Source organism: Streptomyces sp. DSM 106670 (genome assembly GCF_055792845.1).
The window spans coordinates 2,670,657-2,695,853 of the sequence record NZ_CM147704.1; the positions used below are offsets into that span (position 1 = coordinate 2,670,657).

Annotated in this window: 23 protein-coding genes and 1 pseudogene; 12 read left to right on the forward strand and 12 right to left on the reverse strand. The window is 71.6% G+C overall.

The annotated features are described in order from the left end of the window. Positions 1–15 precede the first annotated feature (15 nt). Positions 16–3,747 (reverse strand): ABC transporter ATP-binding protein, encoded by a 3,732-nt coding sequence (locus ACSMXR_RS11805; RefSeq protein WP_473171815.1) that lies wholly within the window; start codon positions 3,745–3,747, stop codon positions 16–18. A gap of 306 nt (positions 3,748–4,053) precedes the next feature. Between ACSMXR_RS11805 and ACSMXR_RS11810 the strand changes: the two genes are divergently transcribed. Further along, the gene (locus tag ACSMXR_RS11810) at positions 4,054–4,419 is read left to right on the forward strand and encodes a hypothetical protein (protein ID WP_376184574.1); all 366 of its coding nucleotides are present in this window, start codon (positions 4,054–4,056) and stop codon (positions 4,417–4,419) included. Positions 4,420–4,471: 52 nt separating this feature from the next. Here ACSMXR_RS11810 and ACSMXR_RS11815 read toward each other — a convergent pair whose 3' ends face one another. The 3 genes from ACSMXR_RS11815 to ACSMXR_RS11825 all read right to left on the reverse strand — a co-directional run bounded on the left by ACSMXR_RS11815 (position 4,472) and on the right by ACSMXR_RS11825 (position 8,807). Further along, positions 4,472–6,154 (reverse strand): thiamine pyrophosphate-binding protein, encoded by a 1,683-nt coding sequence (locus ACSMXR_RS11815; protein ID WP_473171816.1) that lies wholly within the window; start codon positions 6,152–6,154, stop codon positions 4,472–4,474. Further along, complete coding sequence (gene speB / locus ACSMXR_RS11820; protein WP_137232922.1) at positions 6,151–7,158, reverse strand: agmatinase; 1,008 nt, start codon at positions 7,156–7,158, stop codon at positions 6,151–6,153. Before speB ends, ACSMXR_RS11815 begins: the two co-directional genes overlap by 4 nt. Before the next feature lie 137 nt (positions 7,159–7,295). Further along, positions 7,296–8,807, reverse strand: a complete 1,512-nt coding sequence (locus ACSMXR_RS11825; RefSeq protein ID WP_364884151.1) for a sodium:solute symporter family protein — start codon at positions 8,805–8,807, stop codon at positions 7,296–7,298. Between the two features lie 104 nt (positions 8,808–8,911). Here ACSMXR_RS11825 and ACSMXR_RS11830 point away from each other — a divergent pair, with 104 nt between their 5' ends. The 4 genes from ACSMXR_RS11830 to ACSMXR_RS11845 all read left to right on the forward strand — a co-directional run bounded on the left by ACSMXR_RS11830 (position 8,912) and on the right by ACSMXR_RS11845 (position 12,320). Beyond that, the gene (locus tag ACSMXR_RS11830) at positions 8,912–10,645 is read left to right on the forward strand and encodes a PucR family transcriptional regulator (RefSeq protein ID WP_473171817.1); all 1,734 of its coding nucleotides are present in this window, start codon (positions 8,912–8,914) and stop codon (positions 10,643–10,645) included. Positions 10,646–10,830: 185 nt separating this feature from the next. Continuing rightward, complete coding sequence (locus ACSMXR_RS11835; protein WP_381795597.1) at positions 10,831–11,214, forward strand: hypothetical protein; 384 nt, start codon at positions 10,831–10,833, stop codon at positions 11,212–11,214. A 37-nt stretch (positions 11,215–11,251) separates the two neighbouring features. Beyond that, entirely contained in the window at positions 11,252–11,893 is a 642-nt protein-coding gene (locus ACSMXR_RS11840; RefSeq protein ID WP_473171818.1) for a hypothetical protein, read from the forward strand. 73 nt (positions 11,894–11,966) lie between these two features. Further along, positions 11,967–12,320 carry a hypothetical protein gene (locus tag ACSMXR_RS11845; protein WP_473171819.1) on the forward strand — a complete coding sequence of 118 codons (354 nt, stop codon included), beginning with the start codon at positions 11,967–11,969 and terminating at the stop codon, positions 12,318–12,320. 256 nt (positions 12,321–12,576) lie between these two features. Here ACSMXR_RS11845 and ACSMXR_RS11850 read toward each other — a convergent pair whose 3' ends face one another. Then, a complete protein-coding gene (locus tag ACSMXR_RS11850) occupies positions 12,577–12,990 on the reverse strand; it encodes a Dabb family protein (protein WP_473171820.1) in 414 nt (137 codons plus the stop codon). Between the two features lie 77 nt (positions 12,991–13,067). Here ACSMXR_RS11850 and ACSMXR_RS11855 point away from each other — a divergent pair, with 77 nt between their 5' ends. Together ACSMXR_RS11855 and ACSMXR_RS11860 are read left to right on the forward strand one after the other, a co-directional pair. After that, positions 13,068–13,733 (forward strand): TetR/AcrR family transcriptional regulator, encoded by a 666-nt coding sequence (locus ACSMXR_RS11855; protein ID WP_473171821.1) that lies wholly within the window; start codon positions 13,068–13,070, stop codon positions 13,731–13,733. 199 nt (positions 13,734–13,932) lie between these two features. Next, positions 13,933–14,847, forward strand: a complete 915-nt coding sequence (locus ACSMXR_RS11860; RefSeq protein WP_473171822.1) for a class I SAM-dependent methyltransferase — start codon at positions 13,933–13,935, stop codon at positions 14,845–14,847. Between the two features lie 25 nt (positions 14,848–14,872). On the opposite strand, the gene ACSMXR_RS11865 is transcribed toward ACSMXR_RS11860, so the two are convergent. Together ACSMXR_RS11865 and ACSMXR_RS11870 are read right to left on the reverse strand one after the other, a co-directional pair. Then, positions 14,873–15,448, reverse strand: coding sequence for a DinB family protein (locus ACSMXR_RS11865; RefSeq protein WP_473171823.1), 576 nt, complete (start codon positions 15,446–15,448; stop codon positions 14,873–14,875). Between the two features lie 59 nt (positions 15,449–15,507). After that, positions 15,508–16,887, reverse strand: a complete 1,380-nt coding sequence (locus tag ACSMXR_RS11870) for an MFS transporter (protein ID WP_473171824.1) — start codon at positions 16,885–16,887, stop codon at positions 15,508–15,510. A gap of 89 nt (positions 16,888–16,976) precedes the next feature. Between ACSMXR_RS11870 and ACSMXR_RS11875 the strand changes: the two genes are divergently transcribed. Further along, entirely contained in the window at positions 16,977–17,957 is a 981-nt protein-coding gene (locus ACSMXR_RS11875) for a winged helix-turn-helix domain-containing protein (protein ID WP_473171825.1), read from the forward strand. 101 nt (positions 17,958–18,058) lie between these two features. Here the strand turns inward: ACSMXR_RS11875 and ACSMXR_RS11880 are convergent, their stop codons facing one another. After that, complete coding sequence (locus ACSMXR_RS11880) at positions 18,059–18,745, reverse strand: GOLPH3/VPS74 family protein (RefSeq protein ID WP_381849535.1); 687 nt, start codon at positions 18,743–18,745, stop codon at positions 18,059–18,061. A gap of 193 nt (positions 18,746–18,938) precedes the next feature. Between ACSMXR_RS11880 and ACSMXR_RS11885 the strand changes: the two genes are divergently transcribed. Beyond that, positions 18,939–19,865, forward strand: a complete 927-nt coding sequence (locus ACSMXR_RS11885; RefSeq protein ID WP_473171826.1) for an alpha/beta hydrolase — start codon at positions 18,939–18,941, stop codon at positions 19,863–19,865. On the opposite strand, the pseudogene ACSMXR_RS11890 reads toward ACSMXR_RS11885, so the two are convergent. Next, a pseudogene (locus ACSMXR_RS11890) lies at positions 19,849–20,097 on the reverse strand (GNAT family N-acetyltransferase); the annotation flags it as partial. The gene ACSMXR_RS11885 and the pseudogene ACSMXR_RS11890 overlap by 17 nt on opposite strands. A gap of 129 nt (positions 20,098–20,226) precedes the next feature. On the opposite strand from ACSMXR_RS11890, the gene ACSMXR_RS11895 reads away from it, so the two are divergent. Then, positions 20,227–20,721 (forward strand): hypothetical protein, encoded by a 495-nt coding sequence (locus tag ACSMXR_RS11895; protein WP_381795579.1) that lies wholly within the window; start codon positions 20,227–20,229, stop codon positions 20,719–20,721. A 46-nt stretch (positions 20,722–20,767) separates the two neighbouring features. Here ACSMXR_RS11895 and ACSMXR_RS11900 read toward each other — a convergent pair whose 3' ends face one another. After that, positions 20,768–21,112, reverse strand: coding sequence for a hypothetical protein (locus ACSMXR_RS11900; protein ID WP_376184593.1), 345 nt, complete (start codon positions 21,110–21,112; stop codon positions 20,768–20,770). Positions 21,113–21,245: 133 nt separating this feature from the next. On the opposite strand from ACSMXR_RS11900, the gene ACSMXR_RS11905 reads away from it, so the two are divergent. Together ACSMXR_RS11905 and ACSMXR_RS11910 are read left to right on the forward strand one after the other, a co-directional pair. Continuing rightward, the gene (locus tag ACSMXR_RS11905) at positions 21,246–22,043 is read left to right on the forward strand and encodes a helix-turn-helix domain-containing protein (RefSeq protein ID WP_473171827.1); all 798 of its coding nucleotides are present in this window, start codon (positions 21,246–21,248) and stop codon (positions 22,041–22,043) included. Continuing rightward, the gene (locus ACSMXR_RS11910; RefSeq protein WP_137232904.1) at positions 22,036–22,245 is read left to right on the forward strand and encodes a DUF397 domain-containing protein; all 210 of its coding nucleotides are present in this window, start codon (positions 22,036–22,038) and stop codon (positions 22,243–22,245) included. The genes ACSMXR_RS11905 and ACSMXR_RS11910 overlap by 8 nt, the downstream gene beginning before the upstream one ends. A gap of 30 nt (positions 22,246–22,275) precedes the next feature. On the opposite strand, the gene ACSMXR_RS11915 is transcribed toward ACSMXR_RS11910, so the two are convergent. Beyond that, positions 22,276–24,663, reverse strand: a complete 2,388-nt coding sequence (locus ACSMXR_RS11915; RefSeq protein ID WP_473171828.1) for an ATP-binding cassette domain-containing protein — start codon at positions 24,661–24,663, stop codon at positions 22,276–22,278. A gap of 112 nt (positions 24,664–24,775) precedes the next feature. After that, positions 24,776–25,189: a VOC family protein gene (locus ACSMXR_RS11920; protein ID WP_030085396.1), complete on the reverse strand. Its 414-nt coding sequence runs from the start codon at positions 25,187–25,189 to the stop codon at positions 24,776–24,778. Between the last annotated feature and the right edge of the window lie 8 nt (positions 25,190–25,197).

Consider the following 25,197-nt stretch of genomic DNA (forward strand, 5'->3'; position numbering starts at 1 on the left):
GGTTGCACGGCGGGCTCAGACGCCCGCCGGCTCGTCCTCCCCTATGCCCTCGCCGATGAAGGTGCGCCACAGCCGGGCGTACCGCCCGTCCCGGGCGAGCAGTTCGTCGTGGGTGCCGTCCTCGACGACGCGCCCGTGGTCCATGACCACGACGCGGTCGGCGCGGGCGGCGGTGGTCAGCCGGTGGGCCACCACCAGCGTGGTGCGGCGGCCGGTGAGCCGGTCGGTGGCCTGGTTGACCAGGGCCTCGGTGGCGAGGTCCAGGGCGGCGGTGGCCTCGTCCAGGAGCAGCACGTCCGGGTCGACGAGCTCGGCGCGGGCCAGCGCGATGAGCTGGCGCTGTCCGGCGGAGAGGTTGCGGCCGCGCTCGGCGACCTCGTGGAGGTAGCCGTCCTCCAGCGTGGCGATCATCTCGTGCGCGCCGACCGCGCGGGCGGCGGCCTCCACCTTGGCGTCGGTGGCGTCGGGCAGCCCGTAGGCGATGGCGTCGCGGACCGTGCCGGCGAAGAGGTACGCCTCCTGCGGGACGACGCCGAGGCGGTGCCGGTAGGCGGTCATGTCGAGGCGGCGGAGGTCGGTGCCGTCGGCGGTGACCCGGCCGCTGGTCGGGTCGTAGTACCGGGCGACGAGCTTGACCAGAGTCGACTTCCCGGCCCCGGTCTCCCCGACGAACGCCACCGTCTGGCCGGCCGGGATCCGCAGGTCGACGCCGGTGAGGGCCTCCTCGTCGGAGCCGTACGCGAAGGAGACGTCCTCGAACGCGATCTCGCCGCGCAGCGAGAGCACGTCGAGCGGTTCGTCCGGGTCGGCGGTGGAGGTGGGCTCGCGCAGCAATTCCTGGATGCGGCCGAGCGAGACGGTGGCCTGCTGGTAGCCGTCGAAGACCTGGGAGAGCTGCTGGACGGGGGCGAAGAACAGGTCGATGTAGAGGAGGTAGGCGACCAGCGCGCCGACGGTCAGCGTGCCGTTGTCGATCCGGCCCGCGCCGACGATCATCACGGCGGCGGCGGCGACGGAGGCCAGCAGCTGGACGAACGGGAAGTAGACGGAGATCAGCCACTGGCCGCGTACCCGGGCCTGGCGGTAGTGGTCGCTGCGCTCGGCGTAGCGGGCGGACCCGTCGTGCTCGCGGCCGAAGGCCTGCACGATCCGGAGGCCGGAGACGGACTCCTGGAGGTCGGCGTTGACGGCGCTGATGCGGGTCCGGGCCAGTTCGTACGCCTTGACGCTGCTGCGCCGGAAGAAGAAGGTGCCGACGATCAGCACGGGCAGGGTGGCGAAGACGACCAGGGCGAGCTGGATGTCCAGGACGAGCAGCGCGACCATGATGCCGAAGAAGGTGACCACGGAGACGAACGCGGTGACGAGGCCGGTCTGCAGGAACGTGGAGAGCGCGTCCACGTCCGTCGTCATCCGGGTCATGATCCGGCCGGTCAGCTCGCGCTCGTAGTAGTCGAGGCCGAGGCGCTGGAGCTGGGCGAAGATCTTCAGCCGGAGCGCGTAGAGGATGCGTTCGCCGGTCCGGCCGGTCATCCGGGTCTCGCCGATCTGGGCGGCCCACTGGACGAGCACGACGACCAGCGCGATCGCGGAGGCCGCCCACACCGCGCCGATCGAGATCCGGCTGACGCCCTCGTCGATGCCGTGCCGGATCAGGACCGGCAGCAGCAGGCCCATGCCGGCGTCGACGGCGACCAGCCCGAGGCTGATGAGCAGGGCCGCCCCGAAACCGCGCAGCAGCCGGCGCAGCCCGTAGGACTCCTCCGGGCGCACGGCGGCGGCCTCGTCGACCTCGGGGGTGTCGGTGGCGGGCGGCAGCGCCTCGACCTGGGCGAGCAGTTCGGGCGTGGCGGGCATACCGGCGACGGTGGTGTCCCGCTCCTCCTCCTTGCGGATCCACAGCTCGGGGGTGATGCCGCGTTCCGCGTCGAACTCGGCGTCCAGCTCCTCCTGGAGGGCGCGGTCGTCCGCCAGGTCCGTCCCGGTGCGCAGCGGCCGGTGGCCGGGCGAGGTGCCGCCCAGCTCGTCGGGGTCGGTGAGGAGACGGCGGTAGAGCGCGGAGGTGCGCTCCAGCTCCTGGTGGGTGCCGATCGCGGCGAGCTTCCCGCCGTCCAGGACGGCGATGCGGTCGGCGAGCTGGAGGGTGGAACGCCGGTGGGCGATGAGCAGGGTGGTGCGGCCCGCCATCACCTGTTTCAGCGCCTCGTGGATCTCGTGCTCGACGCGGGCGTCGACGGCGGAGGTGGCGTCGTCGAGGAGGAGGAGCCGGGGGTCGGTGAGGATGGCGCGGGCGAGGGCGACGCGCTGGCGCTGGCCGCCGGAGAGGGTGAGCCCGTGCTCGCCGACGGTGGTGTCGTACCCGTCGGGCAGGTCGGAGATGAACCCGTGGGCCTGGGCGGCGCGGGCGGCCGCCTCGATCTGCTCCTGGGTGGCGTCGGGGAAGCCGTAGGCGATGTTAGCGCGGACGGTGTCGGAGAACAGGAAGCTGTCCTCGGGGACGAGTCCGATGGCGGCGCGCAGGGAGGCCTGGGTCAGCTCGCGGACGTCGTGGCCGCCGATGAGGACGGCCCCGTGGGAGACGTCGTAGAAGCGGGGCAGCAGGAGCGAGACGGTGGACTTGCCGCTGCCGGAAGCGCCGACGACAGCGACGGTCTCGCCGGGTTCGACGGTGAGCGAGAACCCGTCCAGGACGGGACGCTCCTCGTCGTACCCGAACGTGACGTCGTCGAACTCGATCCCGGCCGGGGCGTCGGCGGGCAGCTCCTTCGTACCGTCCCGCATGGACGGCTCGGTGTCGATCAGCTCCAGGACGCGTTCGACACCGGCGCGGGCCTGCTGGCCGACGGTGAGGACCATGGCGAGCATCCGGACCGGGCCGACGAGCTGGGCGAGGTAGGTGGAGAAGGCGACGAACGTGCCGAGCGTGATCTCGCCCCGGGTGGCCAGCCAGCCGCCGAGGGCGAGCATGGCGACCTGGCCGAGGGCGGGCACGGCCTGGAGGGCGGGGGTGTAGCGGGAGTTCAGCCGGATGGTGCGCAGCCGCCCGGCGAACAGCCGCCGCCCGACCTCGCGGAGCTTGCCGGTCTCCTGGTCCTCCTGCCCGAACCCCTTGACGACCCGGACCCCGGAGACGGCCCCGTCGACGACTCCGGCGACGGCGGCGGCCTGGCTCTGGGCGTACCAGGTGGCGGGGAAGAGGCGGGTACGGGAGCGGCGGGCGATGAACCAGAGGGCGGGGGCGACGGCGAGCGCGACGAGGGTCAGGGGCAGCGAGAGCCACGCCATGATTCCCAGGGAGATGAGGAAGAGCAGGACGTTCCCGATGGTCATCGGGAGCATGAACAGCAGCCCCTGGATCAGCTGGAGGTCACTGGTGGCCCGGCCGACGACCTGCCCGGTGGACAGCTCGTCCTGACGCTTCCCGTCGAGCCGGGTGATGGTGGCATACATGTCCGTACGCAGATCGTGCTGGACGTCGAGGGCGAGCCGGCCGCCGTAGTAGCGGCGGATGTAGGTGGCGATGTAGACGAGGACGGCCGCGCCGATGAGCAGGCCGGTCCAGACCGCGAGGGAGCGGGTGTGGTCGGTGACCACGTCGTCGATGATCACCTTGGTGATGAGCGGCACGAGGGCCATGACGGCCATGCCGGCGAGCGACGAGCCGAGAGCGAGCACGACGTTGCGCCGGTACCGCCACGCGTACCCGGTCAGCCGCCGGCCCCACCCCTGTTGCTCTGCGCCCGTCACGCGTTGCCTCCCCGTCCCGTTCGATCCGTCCCGTTCGATCTTCCGGAGGCACCAACACGGCCGGGAGCGGATTTCATCCCTCCGCAACAATCGGGGCGGCGAACCGGGCCGAAGGGCGGGGGCGGGTGGGGCCGGGGTCCTAGGACCGGTTCACGGCCCCGGCCCGGCGGGTAGTAACCCGCGGCGAACCGGCGGCTCCCCGGCCGGAGGACATCTCGAAGACCATCCCGCAGGCCATCCCGCGCGGGGCATCTCGAAGGCCATCCCGCAGGCCATCTCGCAAGGCATCTCGAAGGGGCAGGAAGCATGGCGATCGACCGGCTCACCGAGGCCTACCGTTGTGGACAGCTCTACGCGGCGCTCGCCGCACTGGAGCGTCTCGGCGGGGGCGCGCACCATCCCCTGGACGACCCTGCGGAGCGTCGGCAGGTGTCCACCGAACCGCGCAAGCACCTCGCCCCGCACCTGTGGAAGGCGACCCGGTCCCTGGTCGACGCCACCGGCCAGGGCCGGGGGAAGCCCGCCGCGGTGATCTTCCGGCAGCTGCCGGACCTGCTGCCGCTCCGCCGGGAGCTGCCCGGGGAGATCCGGGACCCGGCGGAGCGGGCGCGGTTCCAGGAGGGCGTCACGGCGCAGGAGGCCGCGATCGGCAAGGCGCTCGCGGAGCTGTGAGCGGGCGGGCGGTCCCACCGGCCCGCCCACCCCGCCCCCACGTGCGCCCGGCCTACAGGTGCGTCGGCTCGAACATCCGCAGCAGCGCCGGAAGCACGACGACCGAAGGCCCCGGGGCCGCCAGCGCCTTGCCCAGGTCGGTGGCGAGCGACTCCGGTGTCGTACGGACGGCCGGTACGCCGAAGGACTCGGCGAGCGCGACGAAGTCCGGGCGGGACAGCTCGGTGGCGGTGGCCTCGCCGAAGGCCCCCGTCATGTACTCGCGCAGGATGCCGTAACCACCGTCGTCGACGATCAGCCAGGTCAGCGGCAGGTCGTACTGACGCGCGGTGGCCAGCTCCGCGATGGAGTACATCGCACCGCCGTCGCCGGAGACCGCGAGCACGGGCTTCGTCGTGTCGGCGGCGGCCGCGCCGACGGCCGCCGGGAAGGCGTAGCCGAGGCCGCCCGCGCCCTGGGCGGAGTGCATGGTGTTGGGGCGCCGGGCGTCGAAGGCGGACCAGGCCCAGTACGCCAGGATCGTCATGTCCCAGAAGCTGGGCGCCGCGTCGGGCAGCGCCTCGCGGACGGCGGCGAGGACCTGCTGCTCCAGGGTGAGTTCCTGGGCCTCGATCCGGACCCGTACCTTCTCCAGCACCGTACGTACGCGCTCGGCGGCGCCCGCGTCCTCGCGCCGCTCGACGGCCTCCAGGAGGTCGGCCAGCGCCTCGCGGGCGTCGGAGTGGATGCCGAGGGCGGGGTGGTTGGACTCCAGCTTCCCGGCGTCCGCCTCGATCTGGATCACCCGGCCGCGCGGGCGGAAGGTGTGGTAGTTCGAGGAGAGTTCACCGAGCCCGGAGCCGACGACGAGCAGGACGTCCGCGTCCTCCAGGAAGTCGGTGGTGTGCCGGTCCTCCAGCCAGGAGCGCAGCGACAGCGGGTGCTCCCAGGGGAACGCGCCCTTGCCGCCGAAGGTGGTGACGACCGGCGCGTCGATCTTCTCGGCCAGCGCGAGGAGCTTGCCGGAGGCGTCGGAACGTACGACTCCGCCGCCCGCGATGATCACGGGCCGCTCGGCGTTCGACAGCAGATGCGCGGCGGCGATCGTCAGCTCGGGGCGCGGGTAGAGCTCGCGCGGGGTGGCGTCCATGGCGCTGACGACCGGCAGCGTGGTCTCGGCCAGCAGCACGTCCTGCGGGATCTCCACCCAGACCGGCCCGTGCGGGGCGGTCAGCGCGGACTCCCAGGCGGCGGCGATCGCGGACGGGATCTGGGACGCGGTCCGCACGGTGTGCACGGACTTCACGATGTCGCGGACGGAGGCCTGCTGGTCGCGCAGCTCGTGGAGATAGCCGTGCCGCCCGCCGCCGAGACCGGCCGTGGGGATCTGGCTGGAGATGGCGAGGACGGGCGCGGAGGCGGCGGCCGCCTCCTGGAGCGCGGCGAGCGAGGTGAGCGCACCGGGCCCGGTCGAGAGCAGGAGCGGGGCGACCTCCCCCGTGATCCGGCCGTACGCGTCGGCGGCGAAGCCCGCGTTGTTCTCGACGCGGAGTCCGACGTACGAGAGGGAGGAGCGGCGCAGCGCGTCGAACATGCCGAGCGCGTGCTGGCCGGGCAGCCCGAAGACGGTGGTCGCGCCGAGGCCCTGGAGGGACTCGACGACGAGGTCGCCGCCGTTGCGGCCGGCCGGCGGGTTCAGTACGGCGGCGGCCTGGGCGGCGGTGAGCTGCGGCCGGTCGTCGTGGTCGTGGCTCACTTGGCGTCCTCGGCTTCCTTTGCTCCCTTTGCGTCCTTTGCGTCCTTCTGTGCGGCGATCTGCCGGGACATGATCGTCGTCAGCTCGTACGCGGCGTGGGAGGCGGCCACGGAGGTGATCTCGGCGTGGTCGTACGCGGGGGCGACCTCGACCAGGTCGGCGGAGACGAGGTGGCAGGAGGAGAGCCCGCGCAGGATCTCCAGCAGCTCGCGGGAGGTGAGGCCGCCGGCCTCGGGGGTGCCGGTGCCGGGGGCGTGCGCGGGATCGAGCACGTCGATGTCGATGGAGATGTAGAGCGGCCGGTCCCCGATGCGCTGGCGCAGCTGGTCGGCGATCTCGTCGACGCCGCGCCGCATGACGTCGGCGGAGGTGACGATGCCGAAGCCCATCTTCTCGTCGTCGGTCAGGTCCTGCTTGCCGTAGAGCGGGCCGCGGGTGCCGACGTGGGAGAGGGCGGAGGTGTCGAGGATGCCCTCCTCGACGGCCCGGCGGAACGGGGTGCCGTGGGTGTACTCGGCGCCGAAGTAGGTGTCCCAGGTGTCCAGGTGCGCGTCGAAGTGGAGCAGGGCGACGGGCCCGTGCTTCTTGGCGACGGAGCGCAGGAGGGGCAGGGCGATGGTGTGGTCGCCGCCGAGGGTCATCAGGCGTGCGCCGGTGCCCAGGAGGTCGTCGGCCGCGCCCTCGATGGTCTCGACGGCCTCGTTGATGTTGAACGGGTTCGCCGCGATGTCGCCGGCGTCGGCGACCTGGGCGAGGGCGAACGGGGAGGCGTCCTGGGCCGGGTTGTACGGACGCAGCAGCCGGGACGCCTCACGGATGGCGTTGCCGCCGAAGCGGGCGCCGGGCCGGTAGGAGACCCCGGTGTCGAAGGGCACGCCGACGACGGCGACATCGGTCCGGCCGACCTCGTCGAGCCGGGGCAGCCGGGCGAACGTCGCGGGCCCGGCGTACCGCGGGACGCGGGAGGAGTCGATGGGGCCGCGCGGCGAATCGGTGCTGCTCATGGGGGGTGTGCCTTTCCTTCGGTTTCTTACGCTGTCAAGTGTGCGGGCTCCGGCGGACAAACCCAGCCCGTCCGGCGATTGAGGACGTCCACCCCAGCCCGCCCGGCGATTGAGGGCATCTGTGAGGGCGACCGAACTCAGCCCGTCCGGCGATCGAGGACATCGGTGGGCTCGGCCGGATCCGGCGCAAGGGTTCCGTCCTCAAACGCCGGACGGGCTGGATGGCCCGCCAACCGCTCACGCCACGCGTCCAGCACGGCCGCATCCGTAGGCGGCGTGGCCAGCGACACGACCACGTACACGGCCAGCGACGCCAGCAGCCCGTAGTAGATCGGCTGATTGGCGAGGATCCCGTAGTGCCACATCAGCCCGACCACCGCGACACCCCCCACGCACACCGCCGACAGCGCCCCGGCCGCCGTGCCGCGCCGCCACAGCAGCCCGCCGATGATCGGCACGAGCAGTCCGCCGACCAGCAGGTTGTACGCGACGGTCAGCGCTTCGACCACGTCGTTCAGCGCGATGGCGATCAGGATGACCGCGACGCCCATGATCAGGATGAACGCCCGGTTCCCCTTGACCTCGTCGTGCGGCTCGTCGCCGTCCCCGCCCCGGCCGACGGCCCCGCGCAACCGGGACCAGATGTCGTTGTTGGCGACGGTGGCGCAGGCGATCAGCGCGCCCGAGGACGTCGACATCACGGCGGCCAGCGCCGCGGCGAGCACCAGCCCGCGCACGCCCACCGGCAGCTCGTCCTTGACGATCGTCGCGAAGGCCGCGTCCGCACTGGCCAGGTTCGGGTACATCACCTTGGCGGCGGTGCCGATGACGGCCCCGGCGATGGCGTAGACGAGACAGTACGTACCGGCGACCGTCCCGCCCCAGCGCGCCGTCGTGTCACTGCGCGCGGTGAAGACGCGCTGCCAGATGTCCTGCCCGATGAGCATGCCGAAGGTGTAGATCAGCACGTACGTGAAAATCGTCTCGCCGCCGATGCCGAGCGGGTCGAAGTACTCGGTGGGCAGCTGGGCCTTCATCTCGCTGAAGCCGCCCGCCTTGACGACGGCGATGGGCAGCAGGAGCAGCAGCACCCCGATGGTCTTGACGACGAACTGGACCATGTCGGTGAGCGTGATCGACCACATGCCGCCGAGCGTCGAGTACGCGACGACGATCGCTCCGCCGAGGACGATCGCGACGGTGCGGTTCACGTCGAAGAGGACGTCGAAGATGGTGGCGTACGCGATGGTCGAGGTGACCGCGAGCATCAGGGTGTACGCCCACATCACAACGCCGGAGATGATCCCGGCCCGGCCGCCGTAGCGCAGGTCGAGCATTTCGGAGACGGTGTAGACCTTCAGCCGGGCGATGCGCGCCGAGAAGAAGACGGAGAGCGCGAGGAGCCCGAGGCCGATGGTGAAGACCATCCACGCGCCGGAGAGACCGTACTGGTAGCCGAGCCCGACACCGCCGATGGTGGACGCGCCGCCGAGGACGATCGCGGCCATGGTGCCGGAGTACATGCCCGGTCCGAGGCGGCGGCCCGCGACCAGGAACTCGCTCTTGGACTTGGCGCGGCGCATGCCCCACCAGCCCATGGCGAGCATGCCGGCCAGGTAGACGACGATCACGGCGTAGTCGACAGCCATGGGCTTCCCTCCGTCTCGCGCAAACAGATGTACGTGCGAGGAAGACGGTAGGTGGCCGAAAGCCGACGCTGAAGTGTACGTTTCCTCCATTCCCGACGCACGGAATGGACGAACCATCCATGCCAACCCCGCCCCCACCCCCGGCCTCACCGTCACCGCCCGGCCCGCCGACCCCGCCCATCCCGCTGGCGGAACTCCTGTCCAGGGAGGAGCTGGGCCTGCGCCGGATCGCGGGCCCGGCCGACGCCGATCTGCTCTGGGTGCACACCTCGGAGATGGCGGACCCGTATCCGTACCTCCTCGGCGGCGAGCTGCTGCTGAGTGCCGGGGTGCTGCTGACGGACCCGGACCACTACGTCGGCCGGCTGGTGGAGGCGGGGGCGGCGGCGCTGGGCTTCGGGGTGCGCCCGGTGCACGAGACGGTGCCGGCCGCGCTGATCGAGGCGTGCGACCGGTACGGCCTGCCGCTGCTGGAGGTGCCGCCCGAGACCCCGTTCACCACGATCGCGCGGGCGGTGTGGCGGCTGATGGCCGAGGCACGCCACCGCGAGCTGCGCCGGGTGACCCGCGCCCAGCAGGCCCTGGCGACGGCTGCGGCCCGCCCCGACCCCGTACCGGCGGTGCTCCACCAGCTCGCGGCGCAGCTCGGCGGCCGGGCGGCCCTGCTGACGGCGCGGGGCGAGGAGCTCCACGCAGCGGGCCGCGCCCCGGCCGGGGAGACCCCCACGACGGGCCGCCGACCGACCGAGGGGACCCCCACGGCAGGCCGCCGATCGACCGAGGAAACCCCCACCGCGGGCCGCCGACCGACCGAGGGGGCCCTCACGGCGGGCCGCCACCCCGCACCACGGGCGTCGGCGGCGCTGACCCGGCTGGCCCGGGTGGTGGCCCGCGAACGCCCCGGCGCCCCCACCTCGGCCACCGACACCCACGGCGACACGCACCTGGCCGCGTACGCGCTGGGCGGCGCCGAAGGCCTGGTCCTGGCGCTCGCGACCCGGCGACGGGAGCCCGGCGACCACACGGTGGCGGGCATCGCGGTGGTCCTCCTCTCGCTCCTGGCCGCCCCGCACCAGGGCGCGGACGCGGCGGGCCGTTCGGCGGCCCTGGTCCGCATGCTCCTGGGCGCCTCCCCCGCCGAGGTGGCCCCGCTCCTCGGCGCCACCGGCCCGTGGACGGTGATCCACGCCCGCCGCACGAACGGCGCCCCGGCGGACGCCCTGACCGCCGGGGCCCTGGGCGCGTCACTGGGCACGGCCCTGGTCGACGCGGGACGCGGGGACGGCGAGCCGGTACGGGTACTGCTGCCGAGCACCCCCGGAATGCATCCGGTCCCACCCCCCGCCAAGCCTGATACGCATGCACGCACCGCCACCGCCACGGCTACCGCGACCACCCCCGCCCCTGCCCCCGCCCCCGAACCGGCCCGGGTCACCCCGCAGCCCGGCTGGACGCTCGGCGCATCCGCCCCCACCCCCGTCACCGCTCTCGACGCCGCCGACCACCTGGCCGCCCGCGCCCTGGCCCACGCACAGGCGACCCGGGCCCCACTGACGACGGACGCCCCCGCGAGCGGCCTCGCCGCCCTGGTCCCGCCCGAACAGGCGGCCGCCCACGCCCGCGCCCTCCTCGCCCCGCTCACCGCACCGCTGGCCGACACCCTGCGCTGCTGGCTCTCGCTCCACGGCAACTGGGACCGTACGGCGGTGGCCCTGGCCGTCCACCGCAACACCGTGCGCCAACGCATCGGGCGGTGCGGTGAGTTGCTGGGCATGGACCTGGACGACATGGACGTACGGACGGAGCTGTGGTTCGCCCTGCGACAGGGGGCAACGTGACGGTCCGCCTGGAGGAGCACATTGCCGGATGACCGGGGCCGGGGACGGAGGCGAGGGCGGACCCGGAAACGCGAGAACAACGACTGAATGCCCCCGGGGCCGAGCGTTGAGCACCGCGCATCAATGCAGTTGCCGACAGGCTCCCCACAACCGATTCTGAACTCCGGACAATTCAGGAGGCCAGGATGGGGCTCATGCTGTTCCCCGGAGACGACGATGTGACCAGCCCGGACATCTCCTGGTCCTACACCGGCTTCAACATGTTCAGGGAATGGCTGGCAAAGGCCGAGGGGTTCGCCCTTTCCGAGATGCAGGGATTCGACGGAGACCGCCCGTGGAGCAGCGTCACCACAACGCTGGCACCGCTGCTCGACCATCCGGATGACGGTGGTCCGGACCTCACGCCCGCTCAATGCTCGGACATGCTGCCCCGGTTGGAGGCAATCATCGACGAGCGGCGGCACGACGCCGGCGATCCGGTTCTCGACCGACGTATCGACGACACCCGCCAATTGGTCGCCGTCATGAAGTTCTGTCTGGCCAAGGACGTCGCGATCATCTTCGGCTGATAAAGCGCTCACCACCCGCCGTCTACGCTTCACCGTCATGGGCATATGCATTGACGTGCTGATCGTCGACTGGGACCACCTCATGTCGGTACCGGAGGATCAGCACCACGCAGTGCTGTACGAGGCATCCGACTCGGTGGACGAGGAGTGGTGGGACGCCGGGCCCGACCAGCCGCCGTCCGTCGAGCCCCAGTGGTTCTGGCCCGCTCCCCCGGCCATCGGCTGGTTCGGGAAGTTCGACTTCGGGGCTGTCGGCTCCTCGTACAAGGATCACTTCTGGGCCGGTGAGCGGTGGGAGGAGATCCGGGCGTTCGTCGAGCCGGGGCTGCGGTCGGGCGTGGACCGGTTCATCGATCCTCTGTTCTGGGGCGGGCTTGCGTACATGCCCGATCAGCAGGGAATCCGGGAGGCGTCGGCGCTCGTGGCGATGGATGAGGCCCCTGCGTACGCCGACCATCTGTTGTGGTGCCGGCCGTCCGCCGTCTCCTCGCTCAAGGTTCTCCGGGATTCCGTCGGTCCTGAACTGGGCCTGCTGCGCGGCCCGTTCGAGCAGCACTCCCGTGCCGACTTCGGGCGGATCAATGACTTCGACACCTTCGTCGGGCTGATTCGAGGGTGGGGTGACGTCATCGGGCAGGCCGAGCTGCGTGGTTGGGGTGTCGTCGGGTTGCGCTGTTGAGGGCGGGCGTGGGGGAACGAGGTCCGGGGTGAGCGGGTGGATGGGGCGTGGGCGGGCGCCCTGGTCGGTTGTCGTGGCGGTCTGGGTGATCGCGGCGGTGCTGATCCTTGTGGGTGGCGTCGCGCATGTCGTGGATCTCGTGCGCCATGGGCTGTGGGCCTATGCGTGGGCCCCGGGCTGGCTCAACCTCTACTGGTCGTCGCTCGCCGTCCTCGATCCGCTTGCCGCCGTGCTTCTGCTGCGCGGCAAGCGGATCGGCTTCGACCTCGCCTGCGGGGTCATGGTGACGGACCCGGCTGCCAACCTGTACGCCGTTCACGGGCTCCGTGGCAGCGGGTTTCTTGCCGAGCCCGGGCTCCAACGGGTCGCTTGTTTCGCCCTGTTCGTGTTCGCGGCCGGGCCGTTCGTTCGTCGGTGGCTCGCCTGAGCGGCTGCCCTTGAAGAGCCAGACGCCGCCCGCGTCCTTGGCCTTGCCCACGTCCTCACCCGGCAGGCCCACGACGACCTCGCCGTAGCCGTCGCCGTCGCCGTCGCCTGCCTGATGTGCGGCGGAGGCGGGTCCTGTCGGCCCCGCCTTCCTGGGAAAACCATCCGTACGGTGAATGGTTGCCCGACGGCACCACCACAGGCACAGGCACGGGCACAGGTACGGACCTCGCGCCGATGCCCCAACCAGTGGGCGGTCAGGCGGACATGCCCTGGCCCGCGGGGGCCAGGAGTGGTTCGAGTGTGGCGGCCCACTCCGGGTACAGCTCGGTCTTCTTCCTGTGCAACTCCATGATCCTGGCGTCCAGTTCCGGGTCCATGTCGTCCGAGGCGTCCGGCCCGATCGCGATTCTCGCCAGGTGCGGCAGGATCTCGTCGTCGCCCGCCAGATGGACCGGGTCGTGCATGTACCGCTCCAGGGCGTCCAGATCCTCGATCGCTACGCAGTAGGCGTGGGTGAAGTCCGCGCCGGGGCCGATCAGGCTCTGGCCCACGGTCGCGAAGGAGACGGATTCCACCGAGGCCGTACGTCGCATCAGGCCGAGCACACGGGCCTTCTGCTCCTCCGTCGTCCCGTCCTTGAAGGTGAACCGCAGCATGTGGACGAGCATCGTTCGCTCTCTCTCATTGAACTCATGCGTTCAGAAAAGCTTCCCGACTGGTAGCCACCAACACCTAGACTGAACGCATGAGTTCAGTCGAGTCAAGGGGTTCCCGGGCAGCCGCCCCGCGCCGACGGGCCGACAAGCGCCAGGCGATCCTGGACGCCGCGTTCCTCGTCTTCGCCCGGCGCGGGTACGCGCAGGCGTGCGTCCAGGAGGTCGCGGAGGAGGCCGGGGTCGCCAAGCCGACCGTCTACAACCACCTCGACGACAAGGAAACGCTCTTCCGGTACGCCGTCGAAGCCTCCGCCGACATCCTGCTGGCCGAACTCCTCGCCACGATCGACGACTTGCGCGACCGCGCGGCCGAACAGGATCCGCGCGCGGCCCTGACGGACCTGGCCGTCGGCCTGGCCCGTATCTGCTGCGGCGAACGCGCCGTCGCCCTGCGCCGACTGACCTACGCGGAGTCGCCGCATTTCGCCGATCTGGCCGACGCCGTCCAGGAACGCACCGCCCGTCGCCCCCTCGCCGCGCTGGCCGACCGCCTGGCCCGGCTCGCGCTCTCCGGCCGGCTGCGCCCGTGCGATCCGGAACAGGCCGCCGGCCACTTCTTCGCCCTGCTCACGGGCCCGCTGGAACTCCTGTCCCGGCTGGGCGCACGCCCCGTACCGGCGGCCGACCTGCGGTCCACCGCCGAAGGGGCCGTGGACGTCTTCCTGCGTGCGTACGGAGACGCCCCGGGCGGGTGAGACCGCGCCCGGGACACCGCAGGCCCCGGCTCCGCCGCCTCCCGTTCCGCGCTCCTCTTCTCCGTTCCGCCCCTCCGTTCCGCCCCTCCGTTCCACCTCTCCGCTCCGCCTTGCGCGCGGGGCCGACCCGACCGCCTCCTTGTTGCGTTATTGGCAAGTCCATATGCGTCTTGCGCAATCCAGTCGTACGCTCGACGGCATGGCTCACGACGCGCACCCCACGGCCCCCGCCCACCGTCACACCCACAGCGACGGCCACGGCCACACCCACGGACATGGCCACAGCCACGCACACGGTTCCGATGCGACGCCGAACGGCCTGCCCGAGATCCTCGACCTCGACGCCGCCCTCTTCGCGCCGCATCTGACCGCGCTCACCGGGCGTATCGCCTGTCTGGCCGGTGACGACGTCCGGCACATCGTCGACCTCGGCTCGGGCACCGGGACCGGCACCTTCGCCCTGCTGGAGCAGTTCCCGACCGCCCGCGTGACCGCCGTCGACAGCTCGCCCGCCATGCTGGAGCGGCTCACCTCGGCGGCCCGGGACCGGGGGCTGGGCGACCGTGTGCGCACGCTGGAGGCCGACGCCGGTGCGGGGCTGCCCGGGGTCGTCGACGCCGACCTCGTCTGGGCGTCGGCCTCCCTGCACCACCTGGACGACCCCGCGACCGCCCTCGCCGGCATCCGCGCCGCGCTGCGCCCCGGAGGGCTGCTTGCCGTCGCCGAGGTGGACGGGATGCCGAAGTTCCTGCCCGAGGACGGCCCGTGGGGTGAGCTGGAGGCCCGTTGCCGCGAGGCCCTCGACGGTCTGCATGCCGAGCGGATGCCGCACCGCGGGGCCGACTGGGGCTCCCTGCTGGCGGCCGCCGGCCTCCCCGTCGAGCAGGAGCGCGCCGAACGGTGGGAGCTGCGCGCCCCGCTGCCCGAGGGGGCGGGACGGTACGCCTTCCTCGTCTTCGAGCGGATCCGCGGCACCCTCGACGGGCGCGTCGGCGCCGAGGATCTGGCCGCGCTCGACCGGCTCGTCGGCGGCGGGCCCGAGGACGTACGCCACCGCGACGACCTCGTCGTACGGTCCACGCGCGAGACGTGGATGGCCCGCCGCCCCGCCTGAGAACCGTCCACGTCGTTCGCGTGCGTCAGCGTGTGGCCGACCTCGCGGCCCGCTCGATCTTCGCGCGGTGGGCCGCGCGGGCTTCCTCGTCGATCGGCCGCTCCTGTTCGGCGCGCAGCCCGGTCCGGCCGTCTATGCCCTCGCGCAGGATGTCGGCCTGCCCGGTGTGCCGGATGGTCTCGCCGAGGACATGGACCAGGACGGCGAACAGGTTCGTGTGGGTATAGGGCTCCGGCCACCACGGCACATGGCCGGGGGCGTCGAGGGGAAGCTTGTCGATCGTCGCGTCCGAGTGTTCCCACGTACGCCGGTAGAACGCGACGATCTCTTCGCGGGTCTCGTCCTCCGCCGCCCATTGGTCGCTGCCGTCGGAGTCCTGCCACCGGCACAGCGGTTCCGGGGAAGGCCGGTCGAAGACCTCGCCGAAGTACCTGGCCTCGACGGTGGCCACATGTTTGACCAGGCCGAGGAGGTTGGTCCCGGTCGCCGTCAGCGGTCGGCGGGCGTCGTAATCGGACAGGCCGTCGAGTTTCCAGAGCAGCGCCTGGCGGTCCCGCCGCAGTCTCCCGTGCAGGTTGTCCTTCGCGAAGTCATCGATCATGCGGCGTGAGCCTTTCTGTTGAGCGGTTCGGTGAGCGGGTGAGCGGTTCGGTGAGCGGTTCAGTGAGAGGCAGGGGAAGGGGCCGGGGAAGGGGCCGGGGAAGGGGCCGGGGAAGAGGCAGGTGAGGGGGCCGGAGACGTGCGCGGGTGCCAGGTGAGAATCCAGCCGGCGGTGAGCACCACCACGCCGCCCGCCAGGGCGATGGCCCCGCCTGTTCCCGTGCCTGCCGCGGCCGCCGTGCCCAGGCAGACCGGTCCGACGCCCTGGAGCGTCATGCTGCCGGAGCCGAGCAGGCCGAAGGCCTGGCCTTGGCCGTCCTGCGGCAGGGCGTCCAGGAACGGGCGTTGCAGGCCGAGACCGTAGGCGTATCCGAGGCCGCTGATCAGCAGCAGGCAGGCCGAGACGCCCACCCCGGGCTCGGCGGCGAAGCCGATCAGGGGCAGCCCCGCCAGCGCGGCCAACGGGACCACCAGTCGCTCCCGGGTGCGTGGCCGCAGGAACCGGCCCACCAGCAGATCGCCGACCAGCATGCCGACCGGAAGACAGCCCATCAGCACCGCGTACCGGCCTGGCGCGAAGCGGCGTTCCCCCGCGTAGGCGACGATGAGGCCTTCCGCGCCCGCCACGAGCGCGACGGGCAGCCACTGGGCCAGCATCAGTCGTCGCACCGTACGGTCACGCAGCAGCAGGCCCGCACCCTGCAGGCTTGCCCGGACGGCCCCGCCGTCGGCCGCCCCTCCATCGACCTCTCCATCAGCCCCGCTGTCGCCACCGGTGCCGCCCCGGGTGCTGCCCCCGGTGCTGCCGGGTGTGCCGCCCAGCGCCGCCGGCTGCAGCCGGGGCAGCCGGATACGGATGGCGAGCGCGCAGCCGAAGTAGAGGACGGCGCTGACCGCGAGTGCCCGGCGCGGGCCGAGTGCCGCGACGGCCGCGCCGCCCAGCGCCAGGCCGGACAACTGCGCGCCCGCACTGGCGATGTTGCTCAGCGAACGGCCCAGTACGTAGGCGTCGCCCTTCAGCGAAAGCGCGACCAGCCGGCTCGACGCGCCGTGAAACACCGGTGTGGCGAGAGAGACCAGCGCCACGACACCGAGGCTCGCCGCGACCGGCATGCGCACCACCGCGAGCAGCAGGGCGGTGGCGCACGTCAGGGCGTAGCCGCCGGTGATGAGCGCACGGGGCGGCAGTCGGTCGGCCAGTGAGCCCAGCAACAGCGAGCCGAACAACTGCGGGATGAAGCCGATACCGAAGGCCACCGCACTCAGCAGGGCGGAGCCGGTGGACGAGAAGACCAGAACCGAGAACGTGGTGATCCGCAGCGCGTCCGCGGTGATCGCGACGGTGCGGGTCGAGAACAGCAGCCGGAAGCGCGGTTCGGCCAGCACCTCGCGGTACGTGGCTCGGTGGTCGCCCTGCGCGGGCCCGGCGGTCGGAGTCATGACGCGCAGCCTCGCCGTGCGCCCGCACCACTCACCAATGATTCGTCGCTGGACGAATCCGAGCAGGCGTCCCGCAGTAGCATGGCCGCGTGCTGCGCTTCGAAGTCTCCGTCGAGGACCTGCTGCGCAGCCGTTTCGCCCTGTCGCCCGCGTTGGACCTCTGCTTGCTGCTGCGCTCGCTCGTCGGGCAGGATCCGCCGCTGCCGCGGGCGTGGGCGGCCCGGCTCCGGCCGGCCTTCGAACGGCTTCGCCGTGAGACCGAACTGAACGCCGTCCTCGCCCTGCACACCGAGCGCGGGCGCGGACCGAACTTCGTCGCCCCGCCCCCGCGCGGCCTCAACCAGACCTGGGCGGACGACTTGGCCGTGATCCGGGCCACACCGCTGGAAGCGGCCCGCCATGAGATCGCCGTCAACGCGACCGGCCCGTCCGCCCGTGATCCCCGCGTACGCGCGGTGCTGGACGCGCCGGACGCCGTCTCCCGGATCGCCGAGGCGATGGACCGGGCGTGGCACGAGCTGCTCGCCGCGGACTGGCCGCAACTGCGCGCGATCTGTGAGCGCGATGTCGTGCACCGGGTGGGGGTGATCGGCGAACACGGCTGGGCCGCGACCATCGAGAGCCTGCACCCGGGCGTCACCTGGCGCGCCGGCGGTATCGAGATCGGCTTCCTCCGGGGCGGAACGGTCCGCCTCGCCGGAGACGGACTCCTGGTGATCCCTTCGACCATCGTCGGGCACATCGCCGCCCACATGGACGACCCCTGGCCCAGGACCTTGGTCTACCGGGCCCGCGGCACCGCCGCCCTGTGGGGCGAACAGGAGACCGTCCCCCGGCCGGACGCGCTGACCGCCCTGGTCGGCCGGGCCCGGGCCCGGCTGCTGCTGGCGCTGGACGCCCCGGCCAGCACGAGCCACCTCGCCCGGAGCCTCGCCATGGCACCCGGCGCGGTGGGAGACCATCTCGCCATCCTGCGAGAGGCGGGGCTGCTCGTCCGCGCCCGGTCCGGACGGTCGGTGCTCTACCGGCGCACCCCGCTCGGCGAGGCACTGGTCGCCGGTTCGGGCTGAGAGCCGAGGGCTCAGGGCTGAGAGCTGCGAGCTGACGGCTCAGGGCTGAGAGCACGCTGTTCGGCGTGCCGCCGACACCTGACCGACCGCCCGGACAACCCCTAACTGGTCACCGCGACAACCGTCCCCGCCGAGATCGCCGCCACCGTCCGCATCACCGCGGCGTTCACCGCCTCCGCGCCCCAGCTGCTCTGCTCCAGCTCCTTCGCCCGCTTGTAGACCTTGCCGGACCACGGGATGGAGCGGTGCAGGGTCGGCAGCGTGCCGCTCGCGGAGAGCAGTCCCGTCAGCGCCGCCGTACGGTCGTCGGGTTCCGCGCCGTCGATCAGAACGGCCCGGACCTTCTCCACCAGGGCCTTCTTGTACCCGGTGTCCGCGACCGTCGTCGACGTCGTACGGAACAGGCCCAGCGTCTTCTTGGTCTCCTGGCGCAGCATGCCCCGCTCCACGAGCCGGTCGAGCACCGTCTCCCGCTTCCCTACCCCCGTACCGATCTCGATCAGCAGGGTCTGCACGCCGCGCACCCGCTCACCGACCTTCGCCTGAGCGGCCCGGAGCAGCGGATCCGACGGCGTACGGCTGCTGACGGCGTGGACCTTCACGCCGTTCAGTCCCTGGTCGTTCTCGTCGGCCGCGATGTGACCGCCGAGGCCCAGCTCCACGAGGACCGCGCCGCCCAGCGTGTAGTACAGCGTGCCCTCCCCCGCGATGGCCCCGGACTTGTCGTCCATCATCAGCAGCGTCAGGTCTTCGACGATGAGCAGGTCGTTCTCGTTCTTCTTCTGCATGGCCTCTGTCCAACCGTCGGCGTCCGGTGCGCGGGTCTCCGCCCAGCCTGCCCCGCGCGGGCGGAGGAGAGCGGTGCGCCCTGTCACCACTGTTCATGACAGACGTCATGTCCGGGCGTACAGCAGGGCCGCCCGGTCTCACGGAAGCGCCGCTAGCATCCGGAGGGAAACCCGAACGGATGAGGAGCGACGCGTGCGATTCGCCCTGGAAGCACTGTTCGCCGACGTGCCCGCCGAGCAGGTCGCCGAAGCCCGCGCCTTCTACCGGTCGAGAGTCGCAGGCCGTGGGCCCGCCACCTTCGAGGAGCTGCAAGGGGCGCGGGCGAAGAAGCCCGCACCCCGGGCCGTCGTTCCCCCGGCCGTCGAAGAGACGGTCGAGGCCGCCGGAGTACGCGTCCCGGTCCGGATCTTCCTGCCTGCCGACGGTCCGCCCCAGGGCGTCTACCTGGGCATCCACGGCGGCGGCTTCTACATGGGCACCGCCGCCCAGGGCGACGAACGCCACCGCGCGCTCGCGGACGCCCTCCGGATCGCCGTCATCGGCGTCGACTACCGGCTCGCGCCCGAGCACCCCTGGCCCGCCGCCCCCGACGACTGCGAAGCGGTGGCGCTCTGGCTGGTCGAGGAGGCCGAGGCCCGCTTCGGGACGTCACGGCTCGCGATCGGCGGAAGCTCGGCGGGAGCGACCCTCGCCCTGGCGACCCTGCTCCGGCTGCGGGACCGGGGCATCGCCGACCGGTTCACCGGGGCCGCGCTCCGCTTCGGCACCTGGGACCTGAGCGCGCGGACCCCGAGCGGCCGCCTCATCGCGGACGAGTACTTCATCCAGGCGTACGTCGGCCACGTGCCGGAACGCGACCGCACCCTTCCCGACATCTCGCCCCTCTACGCCAACCTGAGCGGCCTCCCTCCGGCGCTGCTGGTCGTCGGCGGCGACGACATCCTGCTGGAGGACAACCTGACCATGGCCGGGCGACTGTCGGCGGCCGGTAACGACGTCGAGCTCCGCGTCTACCCCGCGGCGCCCCACGGCTTCACCGGCCACCCCACCGCCCTGGCCGCCACCGCGATCGACGGCGTCAACTCCTGGCTGCGCGACCGGATCAGCGGTCGCCCCTGACCCTGGCGTGCAGATGCATGTCGTGCCGGCCGTCGTCGTGCACGGCCGCGCTGCGCTTGGCGCCCTCCAGCCGGTAGCCGGCCTTGGTCGCGACCCTGCACGAGGCGGCGTTACGCGTCGAGTGGTCCAACTCCAGTCGGTAGAAGCCGATGTCGTCCAGGGCCCACGCACTGAGCGCCGCGAGCGCCCGGGATGCCACCCCCGCTCCACGGGCGGCCGGGAGCACGGGTTGCGGGGCGTCGGAGAGGCGGCCGGATGCCATGGCGGGAGGCGTCGACAACGTACGGATCATGGCTCATGGTCACCCGGCGGCGAGCCCTCGCGTCAAGGCCGTTCGCTCGCGCTCTCTACGCTCGGGAACATGAACAGCTTCTACGGCGGTGACGGCCGCTACCTGGAGATGACCAACGGCGGCACCGCCGTGTTCGTGGACGTACTGATGCTCTCGGTGTCCACGCTGGCCCGCGAGCCCTGGGACTTCCGCTTCGCCGCCCTGCTGACGCTCCAGGACCAGAGCATGATGGGGCGCGGGGTCGTCGGCTTCGACCTGGCGGACCTCGACTGGGGTGACACACCGCAGGAGCGGGCCGCGGCGAAGGACTTCGTACTGCGCGTCCTCGATCTGGCGCTCACCCGCCACCGGTGGGAGGAGCTGACGTACGAGCCGCCCCGGGCCGAGGGCTATCTGCGTACGTACCGGGCGATGGTGGAGGCGTTCGACCCTGCGACCGCGAACGCCGGTGCGGATGTCCTGCCCGGGCCGCACAGCGCCGCCATGGCCTCGTGCGTACGTCACCGGGTGCTGGACGGGCTGCCGTTCTGGGATGTGTGCGTGTTCTGCTCGGCCGGAGTCTGAGGGCCCGTGCACCGGGCCCTCTGCCGCCTCTGCCGCCTCTGCCGCCTTACGGTCGCAGCCGGACCATCCCCGGGCCCGAAGGATGATCGGGCTCGAAGGCATCCGGAATCCCCAGCCTCAGGCCACGGCTCCGGGCGACCCGGTGCACGTCCCGCAGCGAGTGCGCCAGCGCGGCGGCGACATGGCGGAGCTGGACGCCCGTGGACCCGTCGTCCGCGACCATGTCGTCGGCGTGGTCGAGGAGTTCGTACGCCATGCCGAGCTGCATCGCCTCGACCTTGTCGGCCTCACGCGAGACCTTGCCTTCGCCGTTGCCGACGACGTAACACGGCCTGCCGGTCGCTCCGGTCCAGGGGAGCAGGCGGACGGTGTCCAGCGGTTGTTCCTTCATGAGGGCGTCAACTCCGTGAGCAGTGGGGGTGAATTCTTCGCTGCGTAGCGATCCACTCACAGAGTGCGAGCGGCGCGGCTAGGCTCGCCAGAGGGTTTGTGGTGACACCGCGTTCGTCGCACGGGAGTTGGCTGTGAGTAATACCTATGGCACATGGTTGAAGGCGCAGCGCGAAGCGGCCGGCCTGACCCAGCAGCAGCTCGCGGACCTGGCGCTGATGACGCGGTCGCACATCTCGCACATCGAGGCCGGGCGTCGCATGCCGAGCGAGGAGGATGCCCGGCGGTTGGACAAGGCGCTGGGCACGGGAAATGTGCTGACCACTTTCCGGCCCCAGCCAGACGACCGTTCCGTCGCGGAACGGTTCAAGGCGGCGCGGAAACTTGAGGAACTGGCGACGTTCATCCGTGAGTTCGCCATCGCCTATTTCCCTGGAATCCTCCAGACGCGTCGGTACGCGGATGCGGTACTGGGCGCAGCCTTTCCGCCGTACAGCGACGAGGAACGTGACAAGGCTGTTGTCTCACGACTGGAGCGGGCCAAGATCCTGGAGCGTCCCACGTCCCCCGTAGTCTGGGCGCTGCTGGACGAATCCATCCTCCGACGCATGGCGGGGAGTGCGGACATCATGGCGGAACAGATCATGCACGTGGTGCAACTGGTCGAGCGGGGCCGGATCCGCGCGCATGTGATGCCCTTGAACGGCCCCATCACCAACCTGCACCAAAGCATGGTGACGCTGATGCACTTCGAGGACCAGCCACCGGTGGCGTACTCCGAAGGCACGCAGGTGGCCAAGGTGCACGATGCACCGCACTTGGTCGAGCGGATCGAGGCCACCTACGCTCTGGCCATGAGCGACGCGCTGTCCCTCTCCGAGTCGCTGAACGTGCTCAGGGCAGCCGCAAGGGAGTACGGACACCGTGACTGAGCGCACCAACCCGCTTGCCTGCTGGCGGAAGTCTTCGTACAGCGGCCCTGACAAAGACAGCTGCCTGGAGGTCCAGGACCACCACCCCACCGCCGTCCCCGTCCGCGACTCCAAGGTCCCCGGCGGGCCCGCCCTGCTCATCCCCGCCGCCGGGTGGACCTCCTTTGTGGACGCGGTCAAGCGCGGGGCCTTCTCCGCCTGACCCGGGAGTCGGGCGGAGAAGGCCCGGGCCTCACTCCCCCACGTACTCCGCCAAGTGCTCGCCCGTCAGGGTCGAGCGGGCCGCGACCAGGTCGGCCGGGGTGCCCTCGAAGACGATCTTGCCGCCGTCGTGGCCCGCGCCGGGGCCGAGGTCGATGATCCAGTCGGCGTGGGCCATGACCGCCTGGTGGTGCTCGATGACGATCACCGATTTTCCGGAGTCGACCAGGCGGTCCAGCAGGCCGAGGAGCTGTTCCACGTCCGCCAGGTGCAGGCCGGTGGTCGGCTCGTCGAGGACGTAGACGCCGCCCTTGTCGCCCATGTGCGTGGCCAGCTTCAGGCGCTGGCGTTCGCCGCCGGACAGGGTGGTGAGCGGCTGGCCGAGGCTGAGGTAGCCGAGGCCGACGTCCGCGAGGCGGTCGAGGATCTTGTGGGCCGCCGGGAGGGCCGCCTCACCGGAGCCGAAGAACTCCTCGGCCTCCGTGACCGACATCGCGAGGACCTCGCTGATGTCGCGGCCGCCGAGGTGGTAGTCGAGCACCGAGGGCTGGAACCGCTTGCCCTCGCAGTCCTCGCAGGGGCTGGAGACGCTGGCCATCATGCCGAGGTCGGTGAAGATGACGCCCGCGCCGTTGCAGGTGGGGCAGGCGCCCTCGGAGTTGGCGCTGAACAGGGCGGGCTTCACGCCGTTGGCCTTGGCGAAGGCCTTGCGGATCGGCTCCAGGAGGCCGGTGTACGTGGCCGGGTTGCTGCGGCGGGAACCCTTGATGGGGCTCTGGTCGACCGAGATGACGTTCTCGCCCGCCGGGATGGAGCCGTGGACGAGCGAGCTCTTTCCGGAGCCGGCGACACCGGTGATGACAGTGAGGACGCCGAGCGGGATGTCGACGTCGACGTTCTGGAGGTTGTGCGAGGTCGCGCCGCGGATCTCCAGCGCGCCGGTGGACTCGCGGACCTCGTCCTTGAGGGCTGCCCGGTCGTCGAGGTGGCGGCCGGTGACGGTGTCGGAGGCGCGGAGGCCGTCCAGGGTGCCTTCGAAGCAGACGGTGCCGCCCGCCGTACCGGCCCCGGGGCCGAGGTCGACCACGTGGTCGGCGATGGCGATGGCTTCGGGCTTGTGCTCGACGACCAGGACCGTGTTGCCCTTGTCGCGCAGGCGCAGCAGGAGGTCGTTCATGCGCTGGATGTCGTGCGGGTGGAGGCCGATGGTGGGCTCGTCGAAGACGTAGGTGACGTCGGTGAGCGATGAGCCGAGGTGGCGGATCATCTTGACGCGCTGGGCCTCGCCGCCGGAGAGGGTGCCGGAGGGGCGGTCCAGGGCGAGGTAGCCGAGGCCGATCTCCACGAAGGAGTCCAGGGTCTGCTGGAGGGCTTCGAGGAGCGGGGCGACCGAGGGTTCGTCCAGGCCGCGGACCCATTCCGCGAGGTCCCGGATCTCCATCGCGCAGGCGTCGGCGATGGAGATCTTCTTGATCTTCGAGGAGCGGGCGCCCTCGGTGAGCCGGGTGCCCTCGCACTCGGGGCAGGTGGCGAAGGTGACCGCGCGGTCGACGAACTCCCGGATGTGGGGCTGCATCGCCTCGCGGTCCTTGGACAGGAACGACTTCTGGATCTTGGGGATCAGTCCTTCGAAGGTGAGGGTGGAGCCCTCGACCTTCACCTTGGTCGGCTCCTTGTAGAGGAAGTCCTGCATCTCCCGTTTGGTGAACTTGGCGATCGGCTTGTTCGGGTCGAGGAAGCCGGACTCGGCGTAGATCCGGACGGTCCACCAGCTGTCCGACTTCCAGCCGGGGATGGTGAACGCGCCCTCGGCGATCGACTTGGAGTCGTCGTAGAGCTGGGTGAGGTCGATGTCGGAGACCGTGCCCCGGCCCTCGCAGCGCGGACACATGCCGCCGGTGCGGCTGAAGGTCGCCTTGACCGCCTTCTTGTTGCCGCGCTCGACGGTGATCGCGCCGCTGGCGGTGACCGAGGGGACGTTGAACGCGAACGCGCCGGGCGGGCCGATGTGCGGCGTGCCGAGCCGGCTGAAGAGGATGCGGAGCATGGCGTTGGCGTCGGTGGCGGTGCCGACGGTGGAGCGCGGGTCGCTGCCCATGCGCTGCTGATCGACGATGATCGCGGTCGTCAGGCCGTCGAGCACGTCGACGTCGGGGCGTGCCTGGGTGGGCATGAAGCCCTGGACGAAGGCGGGGTAGGTCTCGTTGATCAGCCGCTGGGACTCGGCGGCGATGGTGCTGAAGACCAGCGAGCTCTTGCCCGAGCCGGAGACTCCGGTGAACACCGTCAGCCGGCGCTTCGGCAGCTCGATGCTGACGTCCTTCAGGTTGTTCTCCCGCGCACCGTGCACGCGGATCAGGTCGTGGCTGTCGGCAGCGTGCGGCGCGGGCGGCTGCTGGGTCTTCGTTCGCGGAGCCATGCTCGTCGTCTCTCCATAACTGGCCGTTGCTGGTGCGCGGAGCCTGCGGTCCGTGCGTGGGGGCCGGGGCCCGTCGTTGCCGGGCTCCGGCCCCTGGGGGCGGGGGCGGGTGCTACTTCTTGGCCTGGGTGATGCGCAGCATGTTGCCGGAGGGGTCGCGGAAGGCGCAGTCGCGGACGCCGTACGGCTGGTCGATCGGCTCCTGGAGCACCTCGCCGCCCGCCGCGCGGACCTTCTCGAAGGCCGCGTCGACATCGTCCGAGGAGAGGATGACGCCGCGCAGCATGCCCTTGGCGAGCAGCTCGGCCATGGTCTGGCGGTCGGCGGCCGGGGCGTTCGGGTCGGCGAGCGGGGGCTCCAGGACGATCTCCACGTCCGGCTGGGCGGGAGACCCGACGGTCACCCAGCGCATGCCTTCGAATCCGACATCGTTGCGTACCTCCATTCCCAGGGCGTCGCGGTAGAAGGCGAGCGCCTTGTCGTGGTCGTCGACGGCGATGAAGCACTGCGAGAGCTTGATGTCCATGGATTTCA

Bases quoted from the DNA above. Each gene is read 5' to 3' on its own strand.
- ACSMXR_RS11855 (WP_473171821.1), top strand. From the start codon at position 13,068: ATGAGTTCAGTCGAGTCAAGGGGTTCCCGGGCAGCCGCCCCGCGCCGA.
- ACSMXR_RS11810 (WP_376184574.1), top strand. From the start codon at position 4,054: ATGGCGATCGACCGGCTCACCGAGGCCTACCGTTGTGGACAGCTCTAC.
- ACSMXR_RS11835 (WP_381795597.1), top strand. From the start codon at position 10,831: ATGGGGCTCATGCTGTTCCCCGGAGACGACGATGTGACCAGCCCGGAC.
- ACSMXR_RS11825 (WP_364884151.1), bottom strand. From the start codon at position 8,807: ATGGCTGTCGACTACGCCGTGATCGTCGTCTACCTGGCCGGCATGCTC.
- ACSMXR_RS11830 (WP_473171817.1), top strand. From the start codon at position 8,912: ATGGACGAACCATCCATGCCAACCCCGCCCCCACCCCCGGCCTCACCG.
- ACSMXR_RS11850 (WP_473171820.1), bottom strand. From the start codon at position 12,990: ATGCTCGTCCACATGCTGCGGTTCACCTTCAAGGACGGGACGACGGAG.
- ACSMXR_RS11900 (WP_376184593.1), bottom strand. From the start codon at position 21,112: ATGAAGGAACAACCGCTGGACACCGTCCGCCTGCTCCCCTGGACCGGA.
- ACSMXR_RS11865 (WP_473171823.1), bottom strand. From the start codon at position 15,448: ATGATCGATGACTTCGCGAAGGACAACCTGCACGGGAGACTGCGGCGG.
- ACSMXR_RS11860 (WP_473171822.1), top strand. From the start codon at position 13,933: ATGGCTCACGACGCGCACCCCACGGCCCCCGCCCACCGTCACACCCAC.
- speB (WP_137232922.1), bottom strand. From the start codon at position 7,158: ATGAGCAGCACCGATTCGCCGCGCGGCCCCATCGACTCCTCCCGCGTC.
- ACSMXR_RS11840 (WP_473171818.1), top strand. From the start codon at position 11,252: ATGGGCATATGCATTGACGTGCTGATCGTCGACTGGGACCACCTCATG.
- ACSMXR_RS11870 (WP_473171824.1), bottom strand. From the start codon at position 16,887: ATGACTCCGACCGCCGGGCCCGCGCAGGGCGACCACCGAGCCACGTAC.
- ACSMXR_RS11920 (WP_030085396.1), bottom strand. From the start codon at position 25,189: ATGGACATCAAGCTCTCGCAGTGCTTCATCGCCGTCGACGACCACGAC.
- ACSMXR_RS11895 (WP_381795579.1), top strand. From the start codon at position 20,227: ATGAACAGCTTCTACGGCGGTGACGGCCGCTACCTGGAGATGACCAAC.
- ACSMXR_RS11880 (WP_381849535.1), bottom strand. From the start codon at position 18,745: ATGCAGAAGAAGAACGAGAACGACCTGCTCATCGTCGAAGACCTGACG.
- ACSMXR_RS11915 (WP_473171828.1), bottom strand. From the start codon at position 24,663: ATGGCTCCGCGAACGAAGACCCAGCAGCCGCCCGCGCCGCACGCTGCC.